At 63.7% G+C, this 19,071-nt stretch carries 19 protein-coding genes; 15 read left to right on the top strand and 4 right to left on the bottom strand.

From position 1 onward, the window contains the following. Positions 1 to 96: 96 nt before the first annotated feature. The 4 genes from fabF to fabD all read right to left on the bottom strand — a co-directional run bounded on the left by fabF (position 97) and on the right by fabD (position 3,574). The gene (gene fabF / locus V1479_RS09650) at positions 97 to 1,356 is read right to left on the bottom strand and encodes a beta-ketoacyl-ACP synthase II (RefSeq protein WP_173190480.1); all 1,260 of its coding nucleotides are present in this window, start codon (positions 1,354 to 1,356) and stop codon (positions 97 to 99) included. Positions 1,357 to 1,401: 45 nt separating this feature from the next. Continuing rightward, a complete protein-coding gene (locus V1479_RS09645) occupies positions 1,402 to 1,638 on the bottom strand; it encodes an acyl carrier protein (protein WP_047143752.1) in 237 nt (78 codons plus the stop codon). A 236-nt stretch (positions 1,639 to 1,874) separates the two neighbouring features. Then, positions 1,875 to 2,612: a 3-oxoacyl-[acyl-carrier-protein] reductase gene (gene fabG, locus V1479_RS09640; protein WP_368802697.1), complete on the bottom strand. Its 738-nt coding sequence runs from the start codon at positions 2,610 to 2,612 to the stop codon at positions 1,875 to 1,877. 14 nt (positions 2,613 to 2,626) lie between these two features. Continuing rightward, entirely contained in the window at positions 2,627 to 3,574 is a 948-nt protein-coding gene (gene fabD, locus V1479_RS09635) for an ACP S-malonyltransferase (RefSeq protein WP_368802696.1), read from the bottom strand. Between the two features lie 172 nt (positions 3,575 to 3,746). Here fabD and V1479_RS09630 point away from each other — a divergent pair, with 172 nt between their 5' ends. The 15 genes from V1479_RS09630 (at position 3,747) to V1479_RS09560 (ending at position 19,071) form a co-directional block, all read left to right on the top strand. Continuing rightward, positions 3,747 to 5,666: an LTA synthase family protein gene (locus V1479_RS09630; protein WP_368802695.1), complete on the top strand. Its 1,920-nt coding sequence runs from the start codon at positions 3,747 to 3,749 to the stop codon at positions 5,664 to 5,666. Between the two features lie 301 nt (positions 5,667 to 5,967). Further along, a complete protein-coding gene (gene rpsF, locus V1479_RS09625; protein ID WP_173190473.1) occupies positions 5,968 to 6,429 on the top strand; it encodes a 30S ribosomal protein S6 in 462 nt (153 codons plus the stop codon). Then, positions 6,429 to 6,677, top strand: coding sequence for a 30S ribosomal protein S18 (gene rpsR, locus V1479_RS09620; protein ID WP_173190471.1), 249 nt, complete (start codon positions 6,429 to 6,431; stop codon positions 6,675 to 6,677). The genes rpsF and rpsR overlap by 1 nt, the downstream gene beginning before the upstream one ends. Positions 6,678 to 6,874: 197 nt before the next feature. Further along, positions 6,875 to 7,462, top strand: a complete 588-nt coding sequence (gene rplI, locus V1479_RS09615; RefSeq protein WP_173190462.1) for a 50S ribosomal protein L9 — start codon at positions 6,875 to 6,877, stop codon at positions 7,460 to 7,462. Positions 7,463 to 7,622: 160 nt separating this feature from the next. Further along, the gene (locus tag V1479_RS09610; protein WP_368802694.1) at positions 7,623 to 8,915 is read left to right on the top strand and encodes a cyclopropane fatty acid synthase; all 1,293 of its coding nucleotides are present in this window, start codon (positions 7,623 to 7,625) and stop codon (positions 8,913 to 8,915) included. A gap of 82 nt (positions 8,916 to 8,997) precedes the next feature. Continuing rightward, entirely contained in the window at positions 8,998 to 9,321 is a 324-nt protein-coding gene (locus tag V1479_RS09605) for a YnfA family protein (RefSeq protein ID WP_368802693.1), read from the top strand. Positions 9,322 to 9,325: 4 nt separating this feature from the next. Then, positions 9,326 to 10,294 (top strand): small ribosomal subunit Rsm22 family protein, encoded by a 969-nt coding sequence (locus V1479_RS09600; RefSeq protein WP_368802692.1) that lies wholly within the window; start codon positions 9,326 to 9,328, stop codon positions 10,292 to 10,294. A 233-nt stretch (positions 10,295 to 10,527) separates the two neighbouring features. Next, positions 10,528 to 12,018: a replicative DNA helicase gene (locus tag V1479_RS09595; RefSeq protein WP_173190456.1), complete on the top strand. Its 1,491-nt coding sequence runs from the start codon at positions 10,528 to 10,530 to the stop codon at positions 12,016 to 12,018. Between the two features lie 3 nt (positions 12,019 to 12,021). Continuing rightward, positions 12,022 to 13,206, top strand: a complete 1,185-nt coding sequence (gene alr / locus V1479_RS09590) for an alanine racemase (RefSeq protein WP_438620508.1) — start codon at positions 12,022 to 12,024, stop codon at positions 13,204 to 13,206. Positions 13,207 to 13,422: 216 nt separating this feature from the next. Continuing rightward, entirely contained in the window at positions 13,423 to 14,820 is a 1,398-nt protein-coding gene (radA, locus tag V1479_RS09585; RefSeq protein WP_368802691.1) for a DNA repair protein RadA, read from the top strand. Positions 14,821 to 14,872: 52 nt separating this feature from the next. Further along, positions 14,873 to 15,418, top strand: a complete 546-nt coding sequence (locus tag V1479_RS09580) for a CvpA family protein (protein ID WP_368802690.1) — start codon at positions 14,873 to 14,875, stop codon at positions 15,416 to 15,418. A gap of 58 nt (positions 15,419 to 15,476) precedes the next feature. Further along, positions 15,477 to 16,949 (top strand): amidophosphoribosyltransferase, encoded by a 1,473-nt coding sequence (gene purF, locus V1479_RS09575; protein ID WP_368802689.1) that lies wholly within the window; start codon positions 15,477 to 15,479, stop codon positions 16,947 to 16,949. Between the two features lie 17 nt (positions 16,950 to 16,966). After that, positions 16,967 to 17,728, top strand: a complete 762-nt coding sequence (locus tag V1479_RS09570) for an SDR family NAD(P)-dependent oxidoreductase (RefSeq protein ID WP_368802688.1) — start codon at positions 16,967 to 16,969, stop codon at positions 17,726 to 17,728. Positions 17,729 to 17,829: 101 nt separating this feature from the next. After that, on the top strand, positions 17,830 to 18,177 hold the full coding sequence (locus V1479_RS09565) for a hypothetical protein (protein WP_368802687.1): 348 nt from the start codon (positions 17,830 to 17,832) through the stop codon (positions 18,175 to 18,177). Positions 18,178 to 18,363: 186 nt separating this feature from the next. Continuing rightward, on the top strand, positions 18,364 to 19,071 hold the full coding sequence (locus tag V1479_RS09560; protein ID WP_368802686.1) for a 1-acyl-sn-glycerol-3-phosphate acyltransferase: 708 nt from the start codon (positions 18,364 to 18,366) through the stop codon (positions 19,069 to 19,071).

Genomic DNA, 19,071 nt, shown 5'->3' with positions numbered 1-19,071 from the left:
TCCCGGCACTCCTTCAAGCCGACACTGTCCGATTCAGCGAACCGAAGCTAAGCCGGAATATGGCGAAATTGGCGATGCGGCCGAAGAAGTGGCCGCTCAGCCTTCATACCTGCGGAACACCAGCGACGCATTGGTGCCGCCGAAGCCGAAGGAATTGGAGAGCGCAACATCGATCTGACGCTGCCGGGGCGCGTTGGGAACCAGATCGATCGCCGTTTCTCTCTCGGGATTGTCGAGATTGATGGTCGGCGGAGCGACATTGTCACGAATGGCAAGTACCGAGAAGATCGCCTCGGCCGCACCGGCGGCGCCGAGCAGATGACCGATCGCAGATTTCGTGGACGACATCGACACCTTGGAGGCGGAATCACCCACCAGTCGCTCGACCGCGCCAAGTTCGATCGTGTCGGCCATCGTGGATGTGCCGTGGGCGTTGATGTAGTCGACATCCGCCGGGGATAGCCCGGCGCGCTTCAACGCTGCGGTCATGCAGCGGAACGCGCCATCGCCATCTTCAGCCGGGGCCGTAATGTGGTAGGCGTCGCCCGTCAGACCGTAGCCGACGACTTCGGCGTAGATCTTCGCGCCGCGCGCCTTGGCATGCTCGAGTTCTTCCAGCACGACCACGCCGGCGCCCTCGCCCATCACGAAGCCATCGCGATCCCTGTCATACGGGCGGGATGCCTTCTGCGGATCGTCGTTACGGGCGGTGGAGAGCGCCTTGCAGGCTGCGAAGCCAGCCAACGAAAGCCGTGTAACCGGAGATTCTGCGCCGCCGGCCACCATCACGTCGGCATCGCCGAACATGATGAGGCGCGCGGCATCGCCGATCGCATGCGCACCCGTTGAGCAGGCCGTGACGACCGCGTGGTTCGGCCCCTTGAGGCCGTGGCGGATCGAAACCTGCCCGGATACGAGATTGATGATGTTGCCGGGGATGAAGAAGGGGCTGATGCGACGCGGCCCCTTTTCCTGCAGGATCAGCGCGTTCTCGGCAATGCCTTCGATACCGCCGATGCCAGAGCCGATCATCACGCCGGTGGCGTTCTGGTCGTCGGCGCTCGTCGGATGCCAACCGGCATCCTTGAGAGCCATATCGGCCGCGGCAACGCCGTAGATGATGTAGTCGCCGACCTTGCGCTGCTCCTTCGGCTCCATGAACCGATCCGGATCGAACGCATTGTCCCCGCCATCGCGGGGGATGACGTGGGCGATCTTGCAGGCAAGATCGTCCACCTCAAAAGTGTCCACACGCCGCGCGGCGCTCTTCCCGGCCAGAATCTCTTTCCAGGCATGTTCCACGCCGACGCCAAACGGCGAAAGCAGTCCCATACCGGTGACGACGACGCGTCTCATCGCTTCACTCTGATCTGGCTTTGGTCAAGTCGCGCGGCGAAGGCGTCAGGCCGACGCCTTGTCGATGTACTTGACCGCGTCGCCGACGGTCAGGATCGTCTCGGCAGCGTCGTCGGGAATCTCGACGCCGAATTCTTCCTCGAAAGCCATGACCAGCTCGACGGTGTCGAGGCTGTCTGCGCCGAGGTCGTCGATGAAGCTCGCGCCCTCGGTGACCTTGTCGGCATCTACGCCCAGATGCTCGACAACGATTTTCTTGACGCGTTCTGCGGTATCGCTCATTTGCAAACCCTCGACTTCAAAAAGTTGGTGGGACTTCGTTAGCGGCACGATTGCCGGTAATCAAGCTGAAAGATGGGAGCATAGGGTGGGGATAATCCCGGTTTCAACCGGTTATTTCCTGCCCGTATTGATCAGTCCTGAAGCTCCCGAAGGCGGCGTTCATTCGCCATGGAGCGGCGGCATTACACGAAAACACTTCACGGTCAAAGACCAAATTCGCCGCCGCATGGCCGTTATCAGATCATCGCCATGCCGCCATTGACGTGAAGTGTCTGCCCCGTGACATAGCCGGCCTCGTTGGATGCGAGGTAGAGGACGGATGCGGCGATGTCCTCGCCCGTCCCCATCTTCTTCATCGGGATGGCCCCCATGATTGCGTCTTTCTGCTTGTCGTTCAGCTTCTCGGTCATTGCCGATTCGATGAAGCCGGGCGCAACGCAATTGACGGTGATGTTGCGGGTGGCGATCTCCTGGGCAAGCGACTTCGAGAAGCCGATGAGGCCGGCCTTGGAGGCACAATAGTTGGCCTGCCCCGGATTTCCCGTGACGCCGACGATGGAGGTGATGTTGACGATGCGGCCGAAGCGGCGGCGCATCATCGGATGCGTCAATTCGCGGGTCAGACGGAATACCGCGGTCAGGTTCACCTCGAGCACCGCGTCCCAGTCCTCGTCGGACATGCGCACGAACAGGCCATCGCGGGTGATACCGGCGTTGTTGACGAGAATGTCGACGCCTTCCAGCTCCGCCTCAGCCCTCTGGCCCAGCGCCTTGACCTCCTCGCGGTCGGAGAGGTTGGCGGGAAACAGCTTCACGCGATCGCCCAACTCGGCGGCAAGAGCCTCCAGCTTCTCGATCCGGGTACCGTGCAGCCCCACGGTCGCGCCAGCCGCGTGAAGCGTGCGGGCAACGCTTTCGCCGATGCCTCCGGTTGCGCCGGTTACAAGTGCCTTGCGGCCGCCAAGATCAAACATGGGAAATCCTTCTCTCAAGCCTGGCCAAATTCGGCCAATGCCGCGTCGATGTCGACAGACGTGCCAATATTGGCCGTGGCGATGTTGCGGTCGATGCGGCGCGACAAGCCGGAAAGCACTTTTCCGGCCCCAACCTCGTAAAGCTTGGTCACGCCGTTCTGCCCGAACCATTCCACGGTTTCGCGCCAACGCACGCGACCGGTCACCTGTTCCACCAGCCGGGCAGCAATCTCGTCCGGGTCGCTCAGCGGGCGCACGACAACGTTGGCAACGACCGGCACGACGGGGGCATTCTTGACCACACCTGCCAGCGCTTCGCGCATGGCGTCCGCTGCCGGCTGCATAAGAGCCGAGTGGAAAGGCGCGGAGACCGGGAGCATGAGCGCACGTTTGGCGCCTTTCTCGGTGCAAATGCGCGCCGCGTGCTCAACCGCCGGCTTGGCGCCGGAAATGACGAGCTGGCCGCCGCCATTGTCGTTGGCGATCTGGCAGACCGAACCCTTGCCGGCTTCCTCGCAGGCGGCCTCGACGTCGGCCTGCTCAAGACCGATGATTGCCGCCATCGCACCTTCGCCGACGGGAACCGCAGCTTGCATGGCGTTGCCGCGAATGCGCAGCAGCCGTGCGGTATCGGCGATGGAGAACGTTCCGGCCGCCGCCAGCGCCGAATATTCGCCCAGCGAGTGGCCAGCCACATAGGCTACTTTGTTCTTGAGAGACAGGCCCCGCGCCTCGAGTACCCTGATTGCCGCAAGCGACACCGCCATGAGGGCCGGCTGGGCGTTGGCCGTCAGCGTGAGTTCGTCTTCCGGCCCTTCCCACATCAGCGTCGAGAGCTTCTGCGCGAGTGCGTCATCAACCTCATCGAAGACCGCCCGCGCCTCGGGAAAGGCGTCTGCGAGATCCTTGCCCATTCCCACGGCCTGGCTGCCCTGACCGGGAAAGGTAAAGGCGATCGACATGGCGTTTCTCCCTGCGTTCTTTGCGCCAGCGTGTGGCGCAAGCGCGGCTACAGGTCAAGTGTCGTGCTTTTGCCTGCGATCCGAAACTTCTTTGCCGGCCAAGGCAACCTCTGGCCTGGATGACAGTTTTATGACAACTAGATGACACGCGCCCGCGACAAGGAACCGTGGATTGAGCCGCATCGTCGACCCGGTCGCTCCGGGCCTAACCGATACTTCGTCTTTCAACAGCCTGAACAGGCTGGCGCATGGTTTCGCCTATGTGGCGGCGATCATGCTGGCGGCCGTGACGCTGACCTTCCTTATGGAAACGATCCTGCGCGGATCCGCAGGCGACGCCGTCGGTTTCATCACTGATCCCACAAGGCCCGCACTGGCAACGATCGCGGCCATCGCTCTCGTTCTTCTGGGGCTCGACGCTTTCACCCGTCGGAGTGGCCAGTCGGTGCTGTTGCTGGCTCCCCTGCTTCTGCTGCTGGCCTGGGTGGGCTCCCAGAAGCGGTTCTATCTTGGCGACCCGCCCTATCCGACCGATTTCCTCTACGCGCGCCAGATCGTGGAACTACTGCCCCTGATGGTCGCAGAGCGCCCCATCGCCGGCCTGCTGATCGTCGCAAGTACGATAGCCGCCGGGGCTGCGCTGGCGGCGATGTGGTTCCGGTCGCGGGTTTTCCCTATAACGAGCCCCGTGGGAAGAATCGTGCGGCTGGCATTGGCTGTGCCGCTTCTGGCCCTGTTTGCCATGCAGATGGACTATGCGCGCCATTCGCCGCTGCGCTCCGCCCTCAATATAGAACCCATGATGTGGGACCAGGCCGCGAATTACCGTCACAACGGACTCGTCATGGCATTTGCCCTGAACGTGCCGATGGCCAATGTGAGCCCCCCGGCCGGCTACAGCCCCGCATCGGTGAATGCGATCCCGGCGTCGGCGCCCGTCGCTTACGCGTCGACGCGCAGGCCTGACATCGTCATGGTGATGAGCGAGTCGTTCTGGGACCCGACGCGGCTTCCAGGTGTGACCATCACGCCCGACCCGATTGCGTTCACACGCTCCATGCAGTCGGGCCACATCTTCTCGCCGGAGTTCGGCGGCATGACCGCCAATGCGGAGTTTGAGGCGCTGACAGGCTTTTCCAACGCCTTCCTGCCCTATGGCAGCATCCCCTATCAGCAATATGTGCGTGGCGAGATGCCGTCGCTGGCAAGTTTTCTCTCGCAGAAGGGCTACGCCACGCTCGCCATGCATCCTTTCCAGAGCTGGTTCTGGAATCGCGGCAATGTCTATGAAGCCTTCGGCTTCGACCGTTTCCTGTCCGAAGACAACATAGATCCGCTTGAAAAGCGTGGCCGGCTGGCCTCCGATGCAGCGTTGACCGACTTGATCATCAAGGAAGTCGACGCCTCCGCTGACCCGATATTCGCATTCGCGGTGACCCTGCAGAACCACGGCCCCTATGAGCCGAACCGCTATCCGGACGACCGGGTCACGGTGAAAACCGGTGCAGGCGAGGCAGCACGCGGCGCGATCGGCAGCTTCGCCGAGGGCATGATGGATTCGGACCGTTCGCTCGCCCGGCTTCTCGAATGGGCCGAAAACCGCGACCGGGAAACCATTGTCGTCTTTTTCGGCGACCATCTGCCGCCGCTCGGTCAGACCTATGTCGCCACCGGCTTCATGGAGCGCACGGTCAGCAACCGCTTTGGCGACGCGACGAAGCTGACGCGCGAGCGCGAGACGCCGCTGGTCATCTGGTCCAACCGCACCGGATCGGTGAAGCAGGCCGGGACACTGAGTCCGGCTTTCCTGCCGCTGCATCTGCTGCAGGCCGCAGGGATGGAGCACCCCTACTATACCGGGTTCCTGAGCACCGCCTACGACCGCTGGCATGTGATCGACCGGCATCTGCTCGTCGACAAGAACGGCAGCCCCACCGAGGGCTGGAGCCAAAGCGTGGTCGACCCGCTGCTACGCGACTATCGCCTTATCCAGTACGACGTAATGTTCGGTGCGCGCCACGGCGCCAGCCGTTTCTTCCCGCAGCTTGAAGCCCCGCTGATTGCGCAACAGCAGGACCGAACCGCGTGGTGACGCCACATTCTGCCGGCATTCTTTGTGGGACCAAAAGCTTGACGGCAGTGCCGGCTTGCAAAAGCAGCGGAATACCCATATAGACCCCGCCAATCTGCCGGTCCCAGCTGGGGGCTGAACGGAGGGCCGTGTCATTCTTCTGATGGCGCGCGTGAAGGCAAAAGCTCTTCCGCCTCCCGTGTCTCCGCTCTCGACCGTCTCGTCGTGCTCCTTTCTTCGCCCGCCAAATGCGGGACAAGAGAAGTTGCAGAGGCTTTAGCCGCCGGGAACCGGACAGAGAAACGAAGAAAGGCAAGACAATATGGCTCTTTACGAACATGTGTTTCTTGCCCGCCAGGATTTGTCCTCGCAGCAGGTCGAGGCTCTTGTGGAACAGTACAAGGGCGTGATCGAAGCGAATGGCGGCTCCCTCGGCCGGGTCGAGAACTGGGGACTCAAGTCCCTCACCTACCGCATCAAGAAGAACCGCAAGGCGCACTACACGCTCATGGACATCACGGCCCCGGCCGCTGCCATCCAGGAGATGGAGCGCCAGATGGGTCTGTCCGAAGACGTGCTGCGCTTCATGACCATTCGCGTCGAAGCCCACGAGGAAGGCCCGTCGGCAATGATGCAGAAGCGCGACGACCGCGAGCGCGAAGGCCGCTTCGGCGACCGTCCGCGCTTTGGCGATCGCGATCGCGGCGGCGACCGTGGTGGCGACCGCGACCGTGGTCCGCGCCGTCCGCGCGAGCAGGCACAGTCTGAAGGAGCTGCAGAATAATGGTCGACATCAACCAGATCCCGACCCGGCGCCCCTTCCATCGCCGCCGCAAGACCTGCCCGTTCTCCGGCGCCAATGCGCCGCGGATCGACTACAAGGACGTGCGGCTGCTGCAGCGCTACATTTCCGAGCGCGGCAAGATCGTGCCGTCGCGCATCACGGCCGTCAGCCAGAAGAAGCAGCGCGAGCTCGCCAAGGCGATCAAGCGCGCGCGTTTCCTGGGCCTGCTGCCCTACGTCGTGAAGTGATTATATGAGGGGCGGTCCGCCGCCCCTCGCCCGCCTCTGCGAACGGCGCAGGGACCGGAACCATAAATCCGAGTTGGGCCTGACGGCCCTAACTGCCAGAACAGGCAGGACAGCGACCCGGCGGCAACCGTGCCCCCAACAGCTTCCCTGCCTGTTTCCACAGATCAGCGCCGCCAGGGCGCGAACAGGAGACAATCATGGAAGTCATTCTTCTCGAGCGCATTGCCCGCCTCGGCCAGATGGGCGACACCGTCAAGGTCAAGGACGGCTTTGCCCGTAACTACCTTCTGCCCAAGGGCAAGGCCCTTCGCGCCAACGAAGCCAACAACAAGAAGTTCGAAGGCCAGCGCGCCCAGCTCGAAGCCCGCAACCTCGAGCGCAAGTCCGAGGCCCAGGAGGTCGCCGACAAGCTCGACGGCAAGACCTTCGTGGTCGTTCGTTCGGCCGGCGAGACCGGCCAGCTCTACGGTTCGGTGTCGACGCGCGACATCTCCGACATCCTGACCGCCGAAGGTTTCTCGGTCGGCCGCAACCAGGTCGAGCTGAACCAGCCGATCAAGACCATCGGCCTTTCCAATGTCGCGCTGGCGCTGCATCCGGAAGTGGAAGTGACGATCACGCTGAACATCGCCCGCTCGGCGGACGAAGCCGAGCGTCAGGCCGCCGGCGAGAAGCTGGATTCGGCCGAAGCCATCTACGGCGACGACATCAACGAGAACGCCCGTCCCGACGCCTTCTTCGATCCGAACGAAGACGGTTTCGAAGGGGACGAAGAAGAAGCCTGATCCGGCTTCAATCGAAACTGATCGCGATGCCCGGCCGGAAACGGCCGGGCATTTTTTTCACTGGACCATTCGCTGACGCAAAAGAGGAACTTTTTTCACTCTGTGGGGTTTCGTAATCTGGCTTTCTTGCGACGGGTGGCAACGTACGTGAGCGAGTGACATGAACACATTGCTGCAAGGTGTTGTCGAACGGCTGGTTCGGACCGGCAACCTCAAGGTGACCGCGCCGGATGGGACGGTCGAGACCTTCGGCGACGGAAGCGGTGCTTCGGTCCACGTCGTCGTCAAGAGCCATCAGGCGCAGCGCGCGATTCTTCTCGATCCCACGCTGGCATTTCCCGAAGCCTACATGAATGGCGAGATCGACTTCGTCGAAGGCGATGTGCTCGAATTCCTGCGGATCGTGTACCAGAACATGGGGCCGGACGGGATCGATGCAGCCTGGACGAAGGCGATCGAAGGCATTCGCGTCGTGTTCCGACGGCTGCAGCAGCTCAACACGGCGACGCGCTCAAGACGAAACGTCCAGCACCACTACGACCTCTCGCGTGAATTCTACCGGCTCTTCCTCGACGAAGACATGCAGTATTCCTGCGCGTATTTCGAGCGGCCGGACATGACGCTTGAAGAGGCGCAACTGGCAAAGAAGCGACATCTGGCCGCAAAGATGCGGCTCCAGCCGGGCCAGCAGGTGCTCGATATCGGGTCGGGCTGGGGCGGGCTCGGGCTCTATCTCGCCGGCACCTTCGACGTGAATGTGCTGGGCATTACGCTTTCCTCCGAACAGCATACTCTCGCCACCGACCGCGCGCACGAAGCAGGGCTTGAAAGTCACGTTCATTTCGAACTGAAGGACTACCGGGACCTGCAGGAGCGATTCGACCGCATAATTTCGGTCGGCATGTTCGAGCATGTAGGCGTCAACCACTACCGCGCCTTCTTCGACCGCTGCGCTGCGCTCCTGAAGCCGGATGGCGTCATGGTGCTGCATTCGATCGGCAGGGCCGGGCCACCGACCGCCACCAATGCATTCATCCGCAAGCATATCTTCCCGGGCGGCTATATCCCGGCTCTTTCCGAGGTGTTCCCGCATATCGAGAAGGCGGGCCTGATGGTCACCGATGTCGAGATATTGCGGCTGCACTACGCGGAAACGTTGAAACACTGGCGAGAGCGCTTCCTGGCGCACCGCGAACGCGTGGTCGAGATCTACGGCGAGCGCTTCGCGCGCATGTGGGATTTCTATCTTGCCGGGTCGGAAGCCGCGTTCCGCTGGCAGGACCTGATGGTGTTCCAGCTGCAGATTTCGTTGAAGAACGATGCCGTGCCCATCACCCGCGACTATATCGGCAAGTGCGAGAAGGCGCTGGCTATGCACGAGATGGGCCACGCGCAGGCGCGCCCTGCCCGGCGCGCGCGCAAGACCGGTCGCAGAGTGGCCGACCGCGATTAAGATCAAGCCCCGAGCCATCGCCCGGGCTTGCGTTTCGGCGATGGACGGGAAAGAAGATCGGGCTTCGACGATCGAGACCCGGATGACCTTGCCCGTATTCATTGCCGCAGCACTTTTCAAGATCGCAGGCTGCTTCGCGTTCTGGGCATGGTGGCGCCTGGACAAGTCGGCGCTGTGGCTGATTCCGGGTACGCTCAGTCTCGTGATGTTCGCCTGGCTGCTGACCCTCGCCGATACGAGCGCGGCAGGACGCGCCTATGCCGCCTATGGCGGCATCTATATCTGCGCGTCGCTGTTGTGGCTTTGGCTGGCCGAGGGCGTGAAACCCGACCGTTTCGATGTGGTGGGTGCGGGTATCTGTCTCGTCGGTGCATCCGTCATTCTGCTGGCGCCGCGCGGGGCCTGACGCGATGGAACTGCCAGCTCCGCTTCGCCAGGCGATCGATGCAATGCTTCACGGCATTCCAGCCTCCGAGATCGCGCGGGCGGCAACCGTGCTTTCGGAGCGCTACCGTGCGGAGGTGCGCGACGGCCGCCTGCATATGAATGCCGATCTGGCGGTGAAGGCCTATCTCGCAACGCGCATGCCGGCTACGTTTGCCGCCGTTCATGCAAGTCTCGATACGGCGGCGGCGGCAATGCCGGATTTCGCGCCCAGAACCATGCTCGATGTCGGGTCCGGACCGGGAACCGTGCTTTGGGCTGCTGCCTCCGTCTGGCCCGAGCTTGAAACCGCAACGTTGCTGGACGCCAGCGAACCGGCGCGCCGCGCGGGCCGTGCGCTTTCGGACAATCTCCGGCAAGTGACCACGACATGGATCGCAGGCGATGCAACGCTCGATCTGCGCGGGCAGACGCCGCACGAGCTGGTGACATGCGCGTATGTCCTGGATGAGGTGCCCCCAGCTTCACTTGAGGCGCTTGTCGACAACCTCTGGGCGCTGACAGGAGATATGCTGATCATCGTAGAGCCCGGCACGCCGGCCGGCTGGCGGCGCGTTCTGGATGCCCGGGCGCGCCTTATCGGCATCGGTGCCCATGTCGCCGCCCCGTGCCCGCATCAAGCGCCCTGCCCGCTTGCCGCTCCGGACTGGTGCCACTTTGCCCGGCGCGTCGCGCGCTCGCGCATCCACCGGGTCGCCAAGGGCGCCGACGTCCCTTGGGAAGACGAGAAGTTCATCTATCTTGCGGCGACGCGGGCCGCGCCTGTTGATCGCGCAGCGCGCGTGCTCGCCTCGCCAAGGCACGGTTCCGGTAAAGTGCAGCTCAAAATCTGCCAGCCCGATGGAAACGCCGTCGAGCGCCTGTTGACCAAGCGCGACGGCGCGAGCTTCAAGGAGGCCCGGCGCGCAGACTGGGGCGATAGGTTTGCCGGCTGATTCCAGATATTCCCCTTTTGTTCTCGATATGCGGGCGTTATGCTTGCGCGCCGATTCGCGTCAACTGCCAAATGTGTGCCTACGCGACACTGGCTGTGGATCGCTGTGGATCACGAAGGTTGAGGCAGAAGGAGCTTTGAACCGGACGACCGGAGCGATAGGACGGTATCGGGGATGGGCGACGGGGCAGTTTGGTTCTCTGAGTCCGGCAAGGCAAATCAAACGGAGCCGGCATGGCTGAAGCAGTCCGCAAGCTCGCGGCGGCGGAGACACCGCTCTATCGCGAAGCACCCAATAACATTGAGGCTGAACAGGCACTGCTCGGGGCCATTCTGGTCAACAATGACGCGTTCTATCGCGTCTCCGACTTCCTCAAGGCGAGCCATTTCTACGAGCCGCTGCACCGCAAGATCTACGAGGTGCTGGCCGAGCTGATCCGGATGGGCAAGATGGCCAATCCGGTGACGATCAAGACATTTCTTCCGGCCGACGAGAAGGTCGGCGACATGACGGTCGCGCATTATCTTGCGCGCCTTGCCGCCGAAGCCGTGACGGTCATCAACGCAGCCGACTACGGTCGCGCCATCTACGACCTCGCCACCCGCCGCGCGCTCATCACCGTCGGCGAGGACATGGTCAACATCGCCTATGACGCGCCGGTGGACATGTCGCCCGGCGAGCAGATCGAGGATGCCGAGCGCCGGCTGTTCGAGCTGGCCGAGACCGGCCGCTATGACGGCGGCTTCGAGAGCTTCAACGATGCGGTCAAGACCGCCGTCGACATGGCCAATGCCGCTTATATGCGTGACGGTCACCTTTCCGGCATTTCGACCGGGTTGCGCGATGTCGACCGCAAGCTCGGCGGCCTCCAGTCCTCGGATCTCATCATCCTTGCCGGGCGTCCCGCCATGGGCAAGACTTCGCTCGCCACCAACATCGCCTTCAACATCGCCAGCGCCTATACGCCGGCGCAGCAGGCCGACGGCTCCTTCAAGGCTGCGAATGGCGGGGTGGTCGGCTTCTTCTCGCTCGAAATGTCGTCGGAACAGCTCGCGACACGTATCATCTCCGAGCAGACGGAAATCTCGTCCTCCAAGATCAGGCGCGGCGAGATCACCGAAGCCGATTTCGAGAAGCTGGTTGCGTGCTCGCAGATGATGCAGAAGACGCCGCTGTTCATCGACCAGACCGGCGGCATCTCCATCGCGCAGCTCGCTGCCCGCGCGCGACGCCTCAAGCGGCAGCGCGGGCTCGACGTGATCGTGATCGACTACGTGCAGCTCATGCAGGGCTCATCGGCCAAATCCAGCCAGAACCGCGTTCAGGAAATCACCGAGATCACGACCGGCCTGAAGGCGCTTGCCAAGGAGCTGAACGTGCCGATCATCGCGCTTTCCCAGCTCTCGCGCCAGGTCGAGAGCCGCGACGACAAGCGGCCGCAACTCGCCGATCTGCGCGAATCGGGCTCGATCGAGCAGGACGCGGACGTGGTGCTGTTCGTCTATCGCGACGAATACTACATGCAGAACAAGCAGCCGGAGGAAGGCACGCCGGAATATGAAGACTGGCGGCTGAAATTCGAGCGCGTGAAAGGCAAGGCCGAACTGATCATCGCCAAGCAGCGCCACGGCCCTACCGGCACGGTGGAGCTCGCTTTCGAGGGCCAGTTCACGCGCTTCTCGGACCTTGCCGAGGAAGACCGTCTGCCAGAGCGGTTCGAATAGACATTGTCCGGCTGGCTTCCCTTCGAACCCGACGCGCTCCACGAGGGCGCCGACCCTCGGCTCGCCGGCGGCCGGCTGACGATCGATCTCGCGGCGCTGGCCGCGAACTATCGCCTGCTTGCCCGTCAGGCGGCACCCGCGGCGGTAGCCGGCGTGGTCAAGGCGGATGCCTACGGCCTGGGTGCCGGCCATGTCGCGCCGGTGCTGTGGGACGCAGGCTGCCGCACATTCTTTGTCGCGCTGCCGGAAGAAGGCATCGCCTTGCGTGCGATACTGCCGGAGGCGGACATCTTCGTGCTGAACGGGCTCTTCGGCCCCGAAGCCGCCCCCGCCTACGGCGAATATCGCCTGCTGCCGGTTCTCGGCTCGCCAACCGATCTTTCCTGCTGGGAGGCCTTCGGCTGGGACGGCGACGCGCCACGCCCCTGCGCGATCCATGTCGACACCGGCATGAACCGGCTCGGGCTAACGCCCGAAGAGGCGGTCGCGTTTGCCGAGGAAAACGCGCTGACGGGTGCGATCACCCCGCGCCTGCTGATGAGCCATCTCGCCTGCGCCGACGATCCCGATCATCCGCTCAGCAGGCGGCAACTCGAATCGTTTCAGGCGGTTAGGCAGGCTTTCTCGGGGATCGATTCAAGCCTGGCCAATTCGTCCGGGACATTTCTGGGCGCCGATTTCGCCTTCGACCTCGTCCGTCCGGGCATCGCGCTCTATGGCGGCCGGCCGGTCAACGGCGCAGAGAACCCCATGAGCACCGTGGTCACGGCGGAAGCGCGCGTCGTGCAGGTCCGGCAGGCGAAAGCGGGGGAAACGGTTAGCTACGGCGCGACGCACACGCTTGCGCGGGACACGACCATCGCCGTGGTCTCGGCGGGATACGCGGACGGGTACCATCGGGCGAGTTCAGGCAGCGGCGTGCCTTTGCGACAGGTCGCAGGTGGAGGCCATGGTTTTCTGCATGACCGGAAAGTGCCGGTGCTGGGGCGCGTGACTATGGACCTGACCATGTTCGACGCCACCGATCTAGGCGCCGATGCGGTGAGCGTCGGCGACTGGGTGGAACTGTTCGGTCCCAACATCGCCGTGGATGACGCGGCCGCGGCCGCGGGCACGATTTCCTACGAACTGCTGACCTCGCTGGCGAAGCGATACTATCGGCACTATGTGGGTGGGACAGGGAACTGATGCCCGTCTCCGTCGCCTTTCTACGTTGCCCCCCTCTGTCCTGCCGGACATCTCCCCCACGAGGGGGGAGATCGGCAGGTTTGCGCTTGCATCTCCTTCTACAACGCAGACGATTGGCGAAAGCCGGGCCGCCCGCTGATCTCCCCCCTCGTGGGGGAGATGGCTGGCAAGCCAGAGGGGGGCGCGAAGGAACGCAACTTCGCGGATCGGATATACATGGCTAAGTCCCGCGTTCAGTTCATCTGCCAGAATTGCGGTACCGCGCATGCGCGCTGGGCCGGCAAGTGCGACGCTTGCGGCGAGTGGAACACGCTGGTCGAGGAAGGCACGTCCGGCGGCATCGGCAGTGGGCCGGCCGGCCTGCGAAGCAGCCGCAAGGGGCGGCCCGTCACGCTCACCACGCTCTCCGGCGAGATCGAGGAAGCGCCGCGCATCATCTCCGGTATCGGCGAACTCGACCGGGCGACCGGAGGCGGGTTCGTGCGTGGGTCGGCGCTGCTGGTCGGCGGCGATCCGGGCATCGGCAAGTCGACCCTGCTGACCCAGGCGGCGGCTGCACTCGCCTCGCGCGGTCATCGGATCGTCTATGTGTCGGGCGAGGAGGCGGTGGCGCAGATACGCCTGCGCGCACAGCGCCTGGGTGCCGCCGACACGCCCGTCGAACTGGCTGCCGAGACCAATGTCGAGGATATCCTCGCCACCATCGCGGAAGGCAAGCGGCCCGACCTCGTCATCCTCGATTCGATCCAGACGCTGTGGACAGACATGGCAGACAGCGCACCGGGCACGGTGACGCAGGTACGCGCGGCCGCGCAGGCGATGATCCGCTATGCGAAGTCGACTGGCGCGGCGGTCGTGCTTGTCGGCCACGTGACCAAGGAAGGCCAGATCGCCGGTCCGCGCGTGGTCGAGCACATGGTCGACGGCGTGCTCTATTTCGAGGGCGAAGGCGGGCACCATTACCGCATCCTGCGCACCGTCAAGAACCGCTTCGGGCCGACGGACGAGATCGGTGTGTTCGAGATGTCGGACAAGGGGCTGCGCGAGGTGGCCAACCCGTCCGAACTCTTCCTCGGCGAGCGCAGCGCCAAGGCGCCTGGGGCGGCGGTGTTTGCCGGCATGGAAGGCACGCGGCCGGTGCTCGTCGAAATCCAGGCGCTGGTCGCCCCCTCCCCGCTCGGCACGCCGCGCCGGGCGGTGGTCGGATGGGATTCTGCGCGGCTGTCGATGGTGCTCGCGGTACTGGAAGCCCATTGCGGCGTCCGCTTCGCCCAGCACGACGTCTATCTGAACGTTGCCGGCGGCTATCGCATCACGGAGCCTGCGGCCGACCTCGCGGTTGCCGCCGCGCTGGTTTCCTCGCTTACCGGTCTTGCCCTTCCGGCCGATTGCGTCTATTTCGGCGAAATCAGTCTTTCGGGGGCTATACGGCCCGTCGCACACGCCCAGCAACGCCTGAAAGAGGCGGAAAAGCTGGGTTTCGCCCAGGCGGTAATGCCTAGTGCGGGTGACGAGCAGAATGGCGGGAGCGGCCAGCGGGCGTTTCAGCCGGCTACGCTTTCCGATCTGGTCGTGCGCATCGCCGGTTCGAAGCGGCGCGACGCGGATGACTGAAGGGATGCAAGTGGCGAGCGGTCTTCGCTTGCGCGACTGGAGTGGAGCCTGAATGCCCATTACCCTGCTGGACGGAATCCTCGTCGGCTTCACCCTCGTTTCCGCAATGCTGGCCATGGTGCGTGGCTTTTCGCGCGAGATCCTGTCGATCGCATCGTGGGGCGCTGCTGCGGTTGCGGCGTATTTCTTCTACCCGGCGCTCGTCCCCTATATCGAATCCTATGTGGATCACCCGCAGCTCCGCATAGCGGTGGCCGCGGCCATCGTGTTCTTCATCGCGCTGATCGTCGTGACGGTCATCACCATGAAGATCGCCGACTTCATCATCGACAGCCGCATCGGCGCGCTGGACCGGACGCTGGGCTTCCTCTATGGAGCCGCGCGCGGCATACTCGTCGTGGCCGTGGGCCTTCTGTTCTTCTCGTGGCTGGTGGGCACCAACCCGCCCGCATGGATTTCGGAAGCCAAGTCGCTGCCGCTGCTGGAAAGTATCGGAAACTGGCTGGAAGGTATCCTGCCGGACGATCCGGAAAACTCGATACTGAACCGCATATCGCCCGGCGAGGATACGCCCGGCACCGAACAGCCGGAAAACTGAGGCTGCGCCATACCGGCGCGGGATACGCAAACAGAAAACAATCGAGAGGCGGTGCCTTATGGCAGACGCAGACGATACTCCGTTTTCATCAGGTGCCGACGACCGCTTTCATGACGAATGCGGCGTCTTCGGCATTTTTGGCAGGCAGGATGCCGCCGCGATCGTCACGCTCGGGCTGCATGCCTTGCAGCATCGTGGGCAGGAAGCGGCCGGCATCGTCTCCTATGACGGGTCGCAGTTCCACGTCGAGCGCCATGTCGGCCTGATCGGCGACACCTTCACCAAGCAGTCCGTGATCGACCGGCTTTCCGGTACCCGCGCCATAGGCCACACGCGCTACGCCACTACGGGCGGCGCGGGGCTGCGCAACGTGCAGCCGCTGTTCGCGGAGCTTGCCGAAGGCGGCATCGCGGTTGCCCACAACGGCAACCTGACCAACGCGATGACCGTGCAGCGCGCGCTGCAGAAGCAGGGCTCGATCTTCACATCCACCTCGGACACGGAAACGATCCTCCACCTCGTTGCGACCAGCCGCGAGAAGGACATCAATTCCCGTTTCATCGAGGCCGTGCGGCAGCTAGAGGGTGCGTTTTCGCTCGTCGGGCTGACGGCCAAGAAGATGATCGGCTGCCGTGATCCTATGGGAATACGCCCGCTCGTGCTCGGCGATCTCGACGGCGCGTGGATTCTCGCGTCCGAAACCTGCGCCCTGGACATCATCGGGGCCCGTTTCGTCCGCGACCTGAAGCCCGGGGAAATGGTGGTGATCACCACCAAGGGCATCGAGAGCTTCTTCCCGTTCGAGCCGCAGAAATCGCGTTTCTGCATCTTCGAATATGTCTATTTCGCCCGTCCCGATTCCTCCGTCGAGGGCAGGAACGTCTACGACGTGCGCAAGCATATCGGGCGCGAACTGGCGATCGAGAACCCGGTCGAGGCCGACATCGTCGTGCCGGTGCCGGATTCGGGCACGCCGGCGGCCATCGGCTTCGCGCAGCAGGCGGCACTGCCGTTCGAGCTCGGCATCATCCGCAACCATTATGTGGGGCGTACCTTCATCCAGCCCGGCGATTCGATCCGCCATATGGGCGTGAAGCTGAAGCATAACGCCAACCGCAAGATGATCGAGGGCAAGCGCGTGGTGCTGGTCGACGATTCGATCGTGCGCGGCACGACGAGCCAGAAGATCGTGCAGATGGTGCGCGACGCCGGCGCGAAGGAAGTACATATGCGCATCGCCTCCCCGCCGACACGCGCGTCGTGCTTCTACGGCGTCGACACGCCGGAAAAGTCCAAGCTGCTCGCCTCGCGCATGTCCATCCGGGAGATGGCGGATTTCATCCGCGTCGATTCGCTGGGCTTCCTGTCCATCGACGGGCTCTACCGGGCCGTCGGCGAAGCCAACCGCGATGCCGAACAGCCGCAATTCTGCGATGCCTGCTTCACCGGCGAATATCCGACCCGCCTGCTCGACCTCGAGGGCACGGACAACGTACGCACGCTGTCGCTGCTGGCGACAGGCGGACAATAGTAGGCACAAGGACCAGCATGACCTCCTCCCTAAATCTCTCCGGCCGGGTGGCCGTCGTCACCGGCGCGTCGCGCGGCATCGGCTATTTTATCGCGAAAGAGCTCGCAGCAGCCGGTGCTCACGTCGTTGCCGTGGCGCGCACGATCGGCGGGCTTGAGGAGCTTGACGACGAGATCAAGGCGGAAAAGGCGATCTCCGGCAAGGGGGAAGCAACGCTGGTGCCGCTCGACCTTGCCGACGGGGCGGGCGTCGACAGGCTCGGCGGCGCGATCCATGAGCGCTGGGGCAAGCTGGACATCCTCGTTGCCAATGCCGGTGTTCTGGGCGTCATCTCGCCGCTCGGCCACGTTGAGGCAAAGGTGTTCGAGAAGGTGATGGCGGTGAACGTCAACTCCACCTGGCGGCTGATTCGCTCCGTGGACCCGCTGCTGCGGCTTTCCGACGCCGGGCGCGCCATCATCATGTCCTCCGGCGCGGCCCATTCGGCAAAGGCCTTCTGGGGTCCCTACGCAGCGTCCAAGGCAGCGGTCGAAGCGATGGTCCGGTCGTGGGCCGACGAAACCAAGAACCTGCCACTGCGCATCAACGCCGTAAATCCCGGCGCGACACGCACGGCCATGCGCGCGCAGGCGGTGCCCGGCGAGGACCCGAAGATTTTGCCGCACCCTTCCGAGATCGCGCGGAAAATCGTACCGCTGGCAAGTCCGGAACTGACCGAAACAGGTCTTATCTTCGATGCCCCGACCGAGCGCTTTCTGCGCTATCGTCTGCCCGAGTAGGGAACGCAACGACGGTCAAACTATCGACCAGATCGGCGTTGCATGCTAAATGTGTGGAAACCGGTCGCGATGGACCGTATCGCATTCGCAAGGCTCGCCTTATGAGAAACCTTCTCCTTCCGCTTTTTGCCGCAGGCGCCTTGTTCGCAGCTTCTGCCGCTCAAGCCGACGTCTTCAGTTCGCAGGATTTCAGCGGCGACACCGCCACCGCAAACAACCTGCCCGGCGTGAACCTCGATGCCGCGCCCGGTTTCGGTGTCAGCGGCGGCAATTGCGAAGAGGTGGAGGTGCCGGCCTATTCCCCGCGCGACACATTCGAGAGCCGCAAGGGCACGACCTGCAAGTTCGGCAATTTCTCGCTGACCACCACCGGAACAAATGGAAACCAGCTCTACGATACGACCTATGGCGGCAACCCGCCGCCCTGGGCCGAGGGCTGGCGTCCGTAAGCGGGCTGCTGATCTATTCATCCATTTCTCTGATTCTTTTGCGGATTTCTCATCTGCGTTCGGGATTTTGCGCTTGTGGTCTTGGGCGATCGCAAGAGCCGCAATTGACGCCTCCACGCAATCCGCTACGTTTGCGCCTCAGCGACCGGCAGGAGCCGCAAGCTTGGCATTTGCTGTGAGGGGCACATGATACTGGCCGGAATCATCATCGCCGGCATTGCAGCGTTGTGGCTCGCAGCCGCGGCCTGGCTGGTTTACGAGCAGAAGATTACCTTTCGGCAGGCGGTGCTGCATGCACCGCTGGCGCTGATCTGGCGCGTCGACGCTCATGCGTTGCGCGACATCAAGGCTCCGTCGTCGGTGATCTACGTCGTTTCGCACCAGTCGCGCCTCGACCCGGCATTGATGCTGGGGCTGCTGCCGGACGACACGCTGCACATCCTCGACGAATACTCGGCAAACGCCGCGTGGCTCGATCCATGGCGCTCGCTGGCGCGTACGATCGCCTTCAATCCGGAGCACCTGTTCATCAGCAGGCGGCTCGTTCGGGTGCTACGCGGCGGCGGCAAGCTGTGCGTCTATATGCCGGCCGATGTCGCGCCGGAAACCCGCGGCTTCCGCCTCTATCGCGCCGTGGCGCGCATCGCATTGCGCGCGGAAGCCAAGGTGGTGCCCATCTACGTTGCCGGCGCGCGCGACCTGCCCTTTTCGCTGCTGCCGCGCGACGCCACCCGGCGCCGGCTACTACCGTCGCTGACGGTGCGGGCGCTGGCGCCTGCAACCATTGCCGAACTGGTGGCGCGCAACGATCCTCAGCCGGGCACCTCGTCGGGCGCACTCTATGGCCGCATGACGGAAGTCAGCCGGACGGAGATCCACAAGGAAGCAGCCTGA

Origin of the sequence: Neoaquamicrobium sediminum (assembly GCF_040970315.1) — a bacterium.
GTDB lineage: Bacteria > Pseudomonadota > Alphaproteobacteria > Rhizobiales > Rhizobiaceae > Aerobium > Aerobium sediminum.
The sequence above is the reverse complement of the archived record's forward strand: the minus strand, read 5'-3'. Positions and strand labels throughout refer to the sequence as shown.

Coding starts and splice junctions, on each gene's coding strand:
- V1479_RS09645 (WP_047143752.1), bottom strand. CDS start 1,638: ATGAGCGATACCGCAGAACGCGTCAAGAAAATCGTTGTCGAGCATCTG.
- V1479_RS09560 (WP_368802686.1), top strand. CDS start 18,364: ATGATACTGGCCGGAATCATCATCGCCGGCATTGCAGCGTTGTGGCTC.
- fabD (WP_368802696.1), bottom strand. CDS start 3,574: ATGTCGATCGCCTTTACCTTTCCCGGTCAGGGCAGCCAGGCCGTGGGA.
- radA (WP_368802691.1), top strand. CDS start 13,423: ATGGCTAAGTCCCGCGTTCAGTTCATCTGCCAGAATTGCGGTACCGCG.
- rplI (WP_173190462.1), top strand. CDS start 6,875: ATGGAAGTCATTCTTCTCGAGCGCATTGCCCGCCTCGGCCAGATGGGC.
- V1479_RS09600 (WP_368802692.1), top strand. CDS start 9,326: ATGGAACTGCCAGCTCCGCTTCGCCAGGCGATCGATGCAATGCTTCAC.
- purF (WP_368802689.1), top strand. CDS start 15,477: ATGGCAGACGCAGACGATACTCCGTTTTCATCAGGTGCCGACGACCGC.
- V1479_RS09570 (WP_368802688.1), top strand. CDS start 16,967: ATGACCTCCTCCCTAAATCTCTCCGGCCGGGTGGCCGTCGTCACCGGC.
- rpsR (WP_173190471.1), top strand. CDS start 6,429: ATGGTCGACATCAACCAGATCCCGACCCGGCGCCCCTTCCATCGCCGC.
- V1479_RS09565 (WP_368802687.1), top strand. CDS start 17,830: ATGAGAAACCTTCTCCTTCCGCTTTTTGCCGCAGGCGCCTTGTTCGCA.
- fabG (WP_368802697.1), bottom strand. CDS start 2,612: ATGTTTGATCTTGGCGGCCGCAAGGCACTTGTAACCGGCGCAACCGGA.
- V1479_RS09580 (WP_368802690.1), top strand. CDS start 14,873: ATGCCCATTACCCTGCTGGACGGAATCCTCGTCGGCTTCACCCTCGTT.
- rpsF (WP_173190473.1), top strand. CDS start 5,968: ATGGCTCTTTACGAACATGTGTTTCTTGCCCGCCAGGATTTGTCCTCG.
- V1479_RS09605 (WP_368802693.1), top strand. CDS start 8,998: ATGACCTTGCCCGTATTCATTGCCGCAGCACTTTTCAAGATCGCAGGC.
- fabF (WP_173190480.1), bottom strand. CDS start 1,356: ATGAGACGCGTCGTCGTCACCGGTATGGGACTGCTTTCGCCGTTTGGC.
- V1479_RS09595 (WP_173190456.1), top strand. CDS start 10,528: ATGGCTGAAGCAGTCCGCAAGCTCGCGGCGGCGGAGACACCGCTCTAT.
- V1479_RS09610 (WP_368802694.1), top strand. CDS start 7,623: ATGAACACATTGCTGCAAGGTGTTGTCGAACGGCTGGTTCGGACCGGC.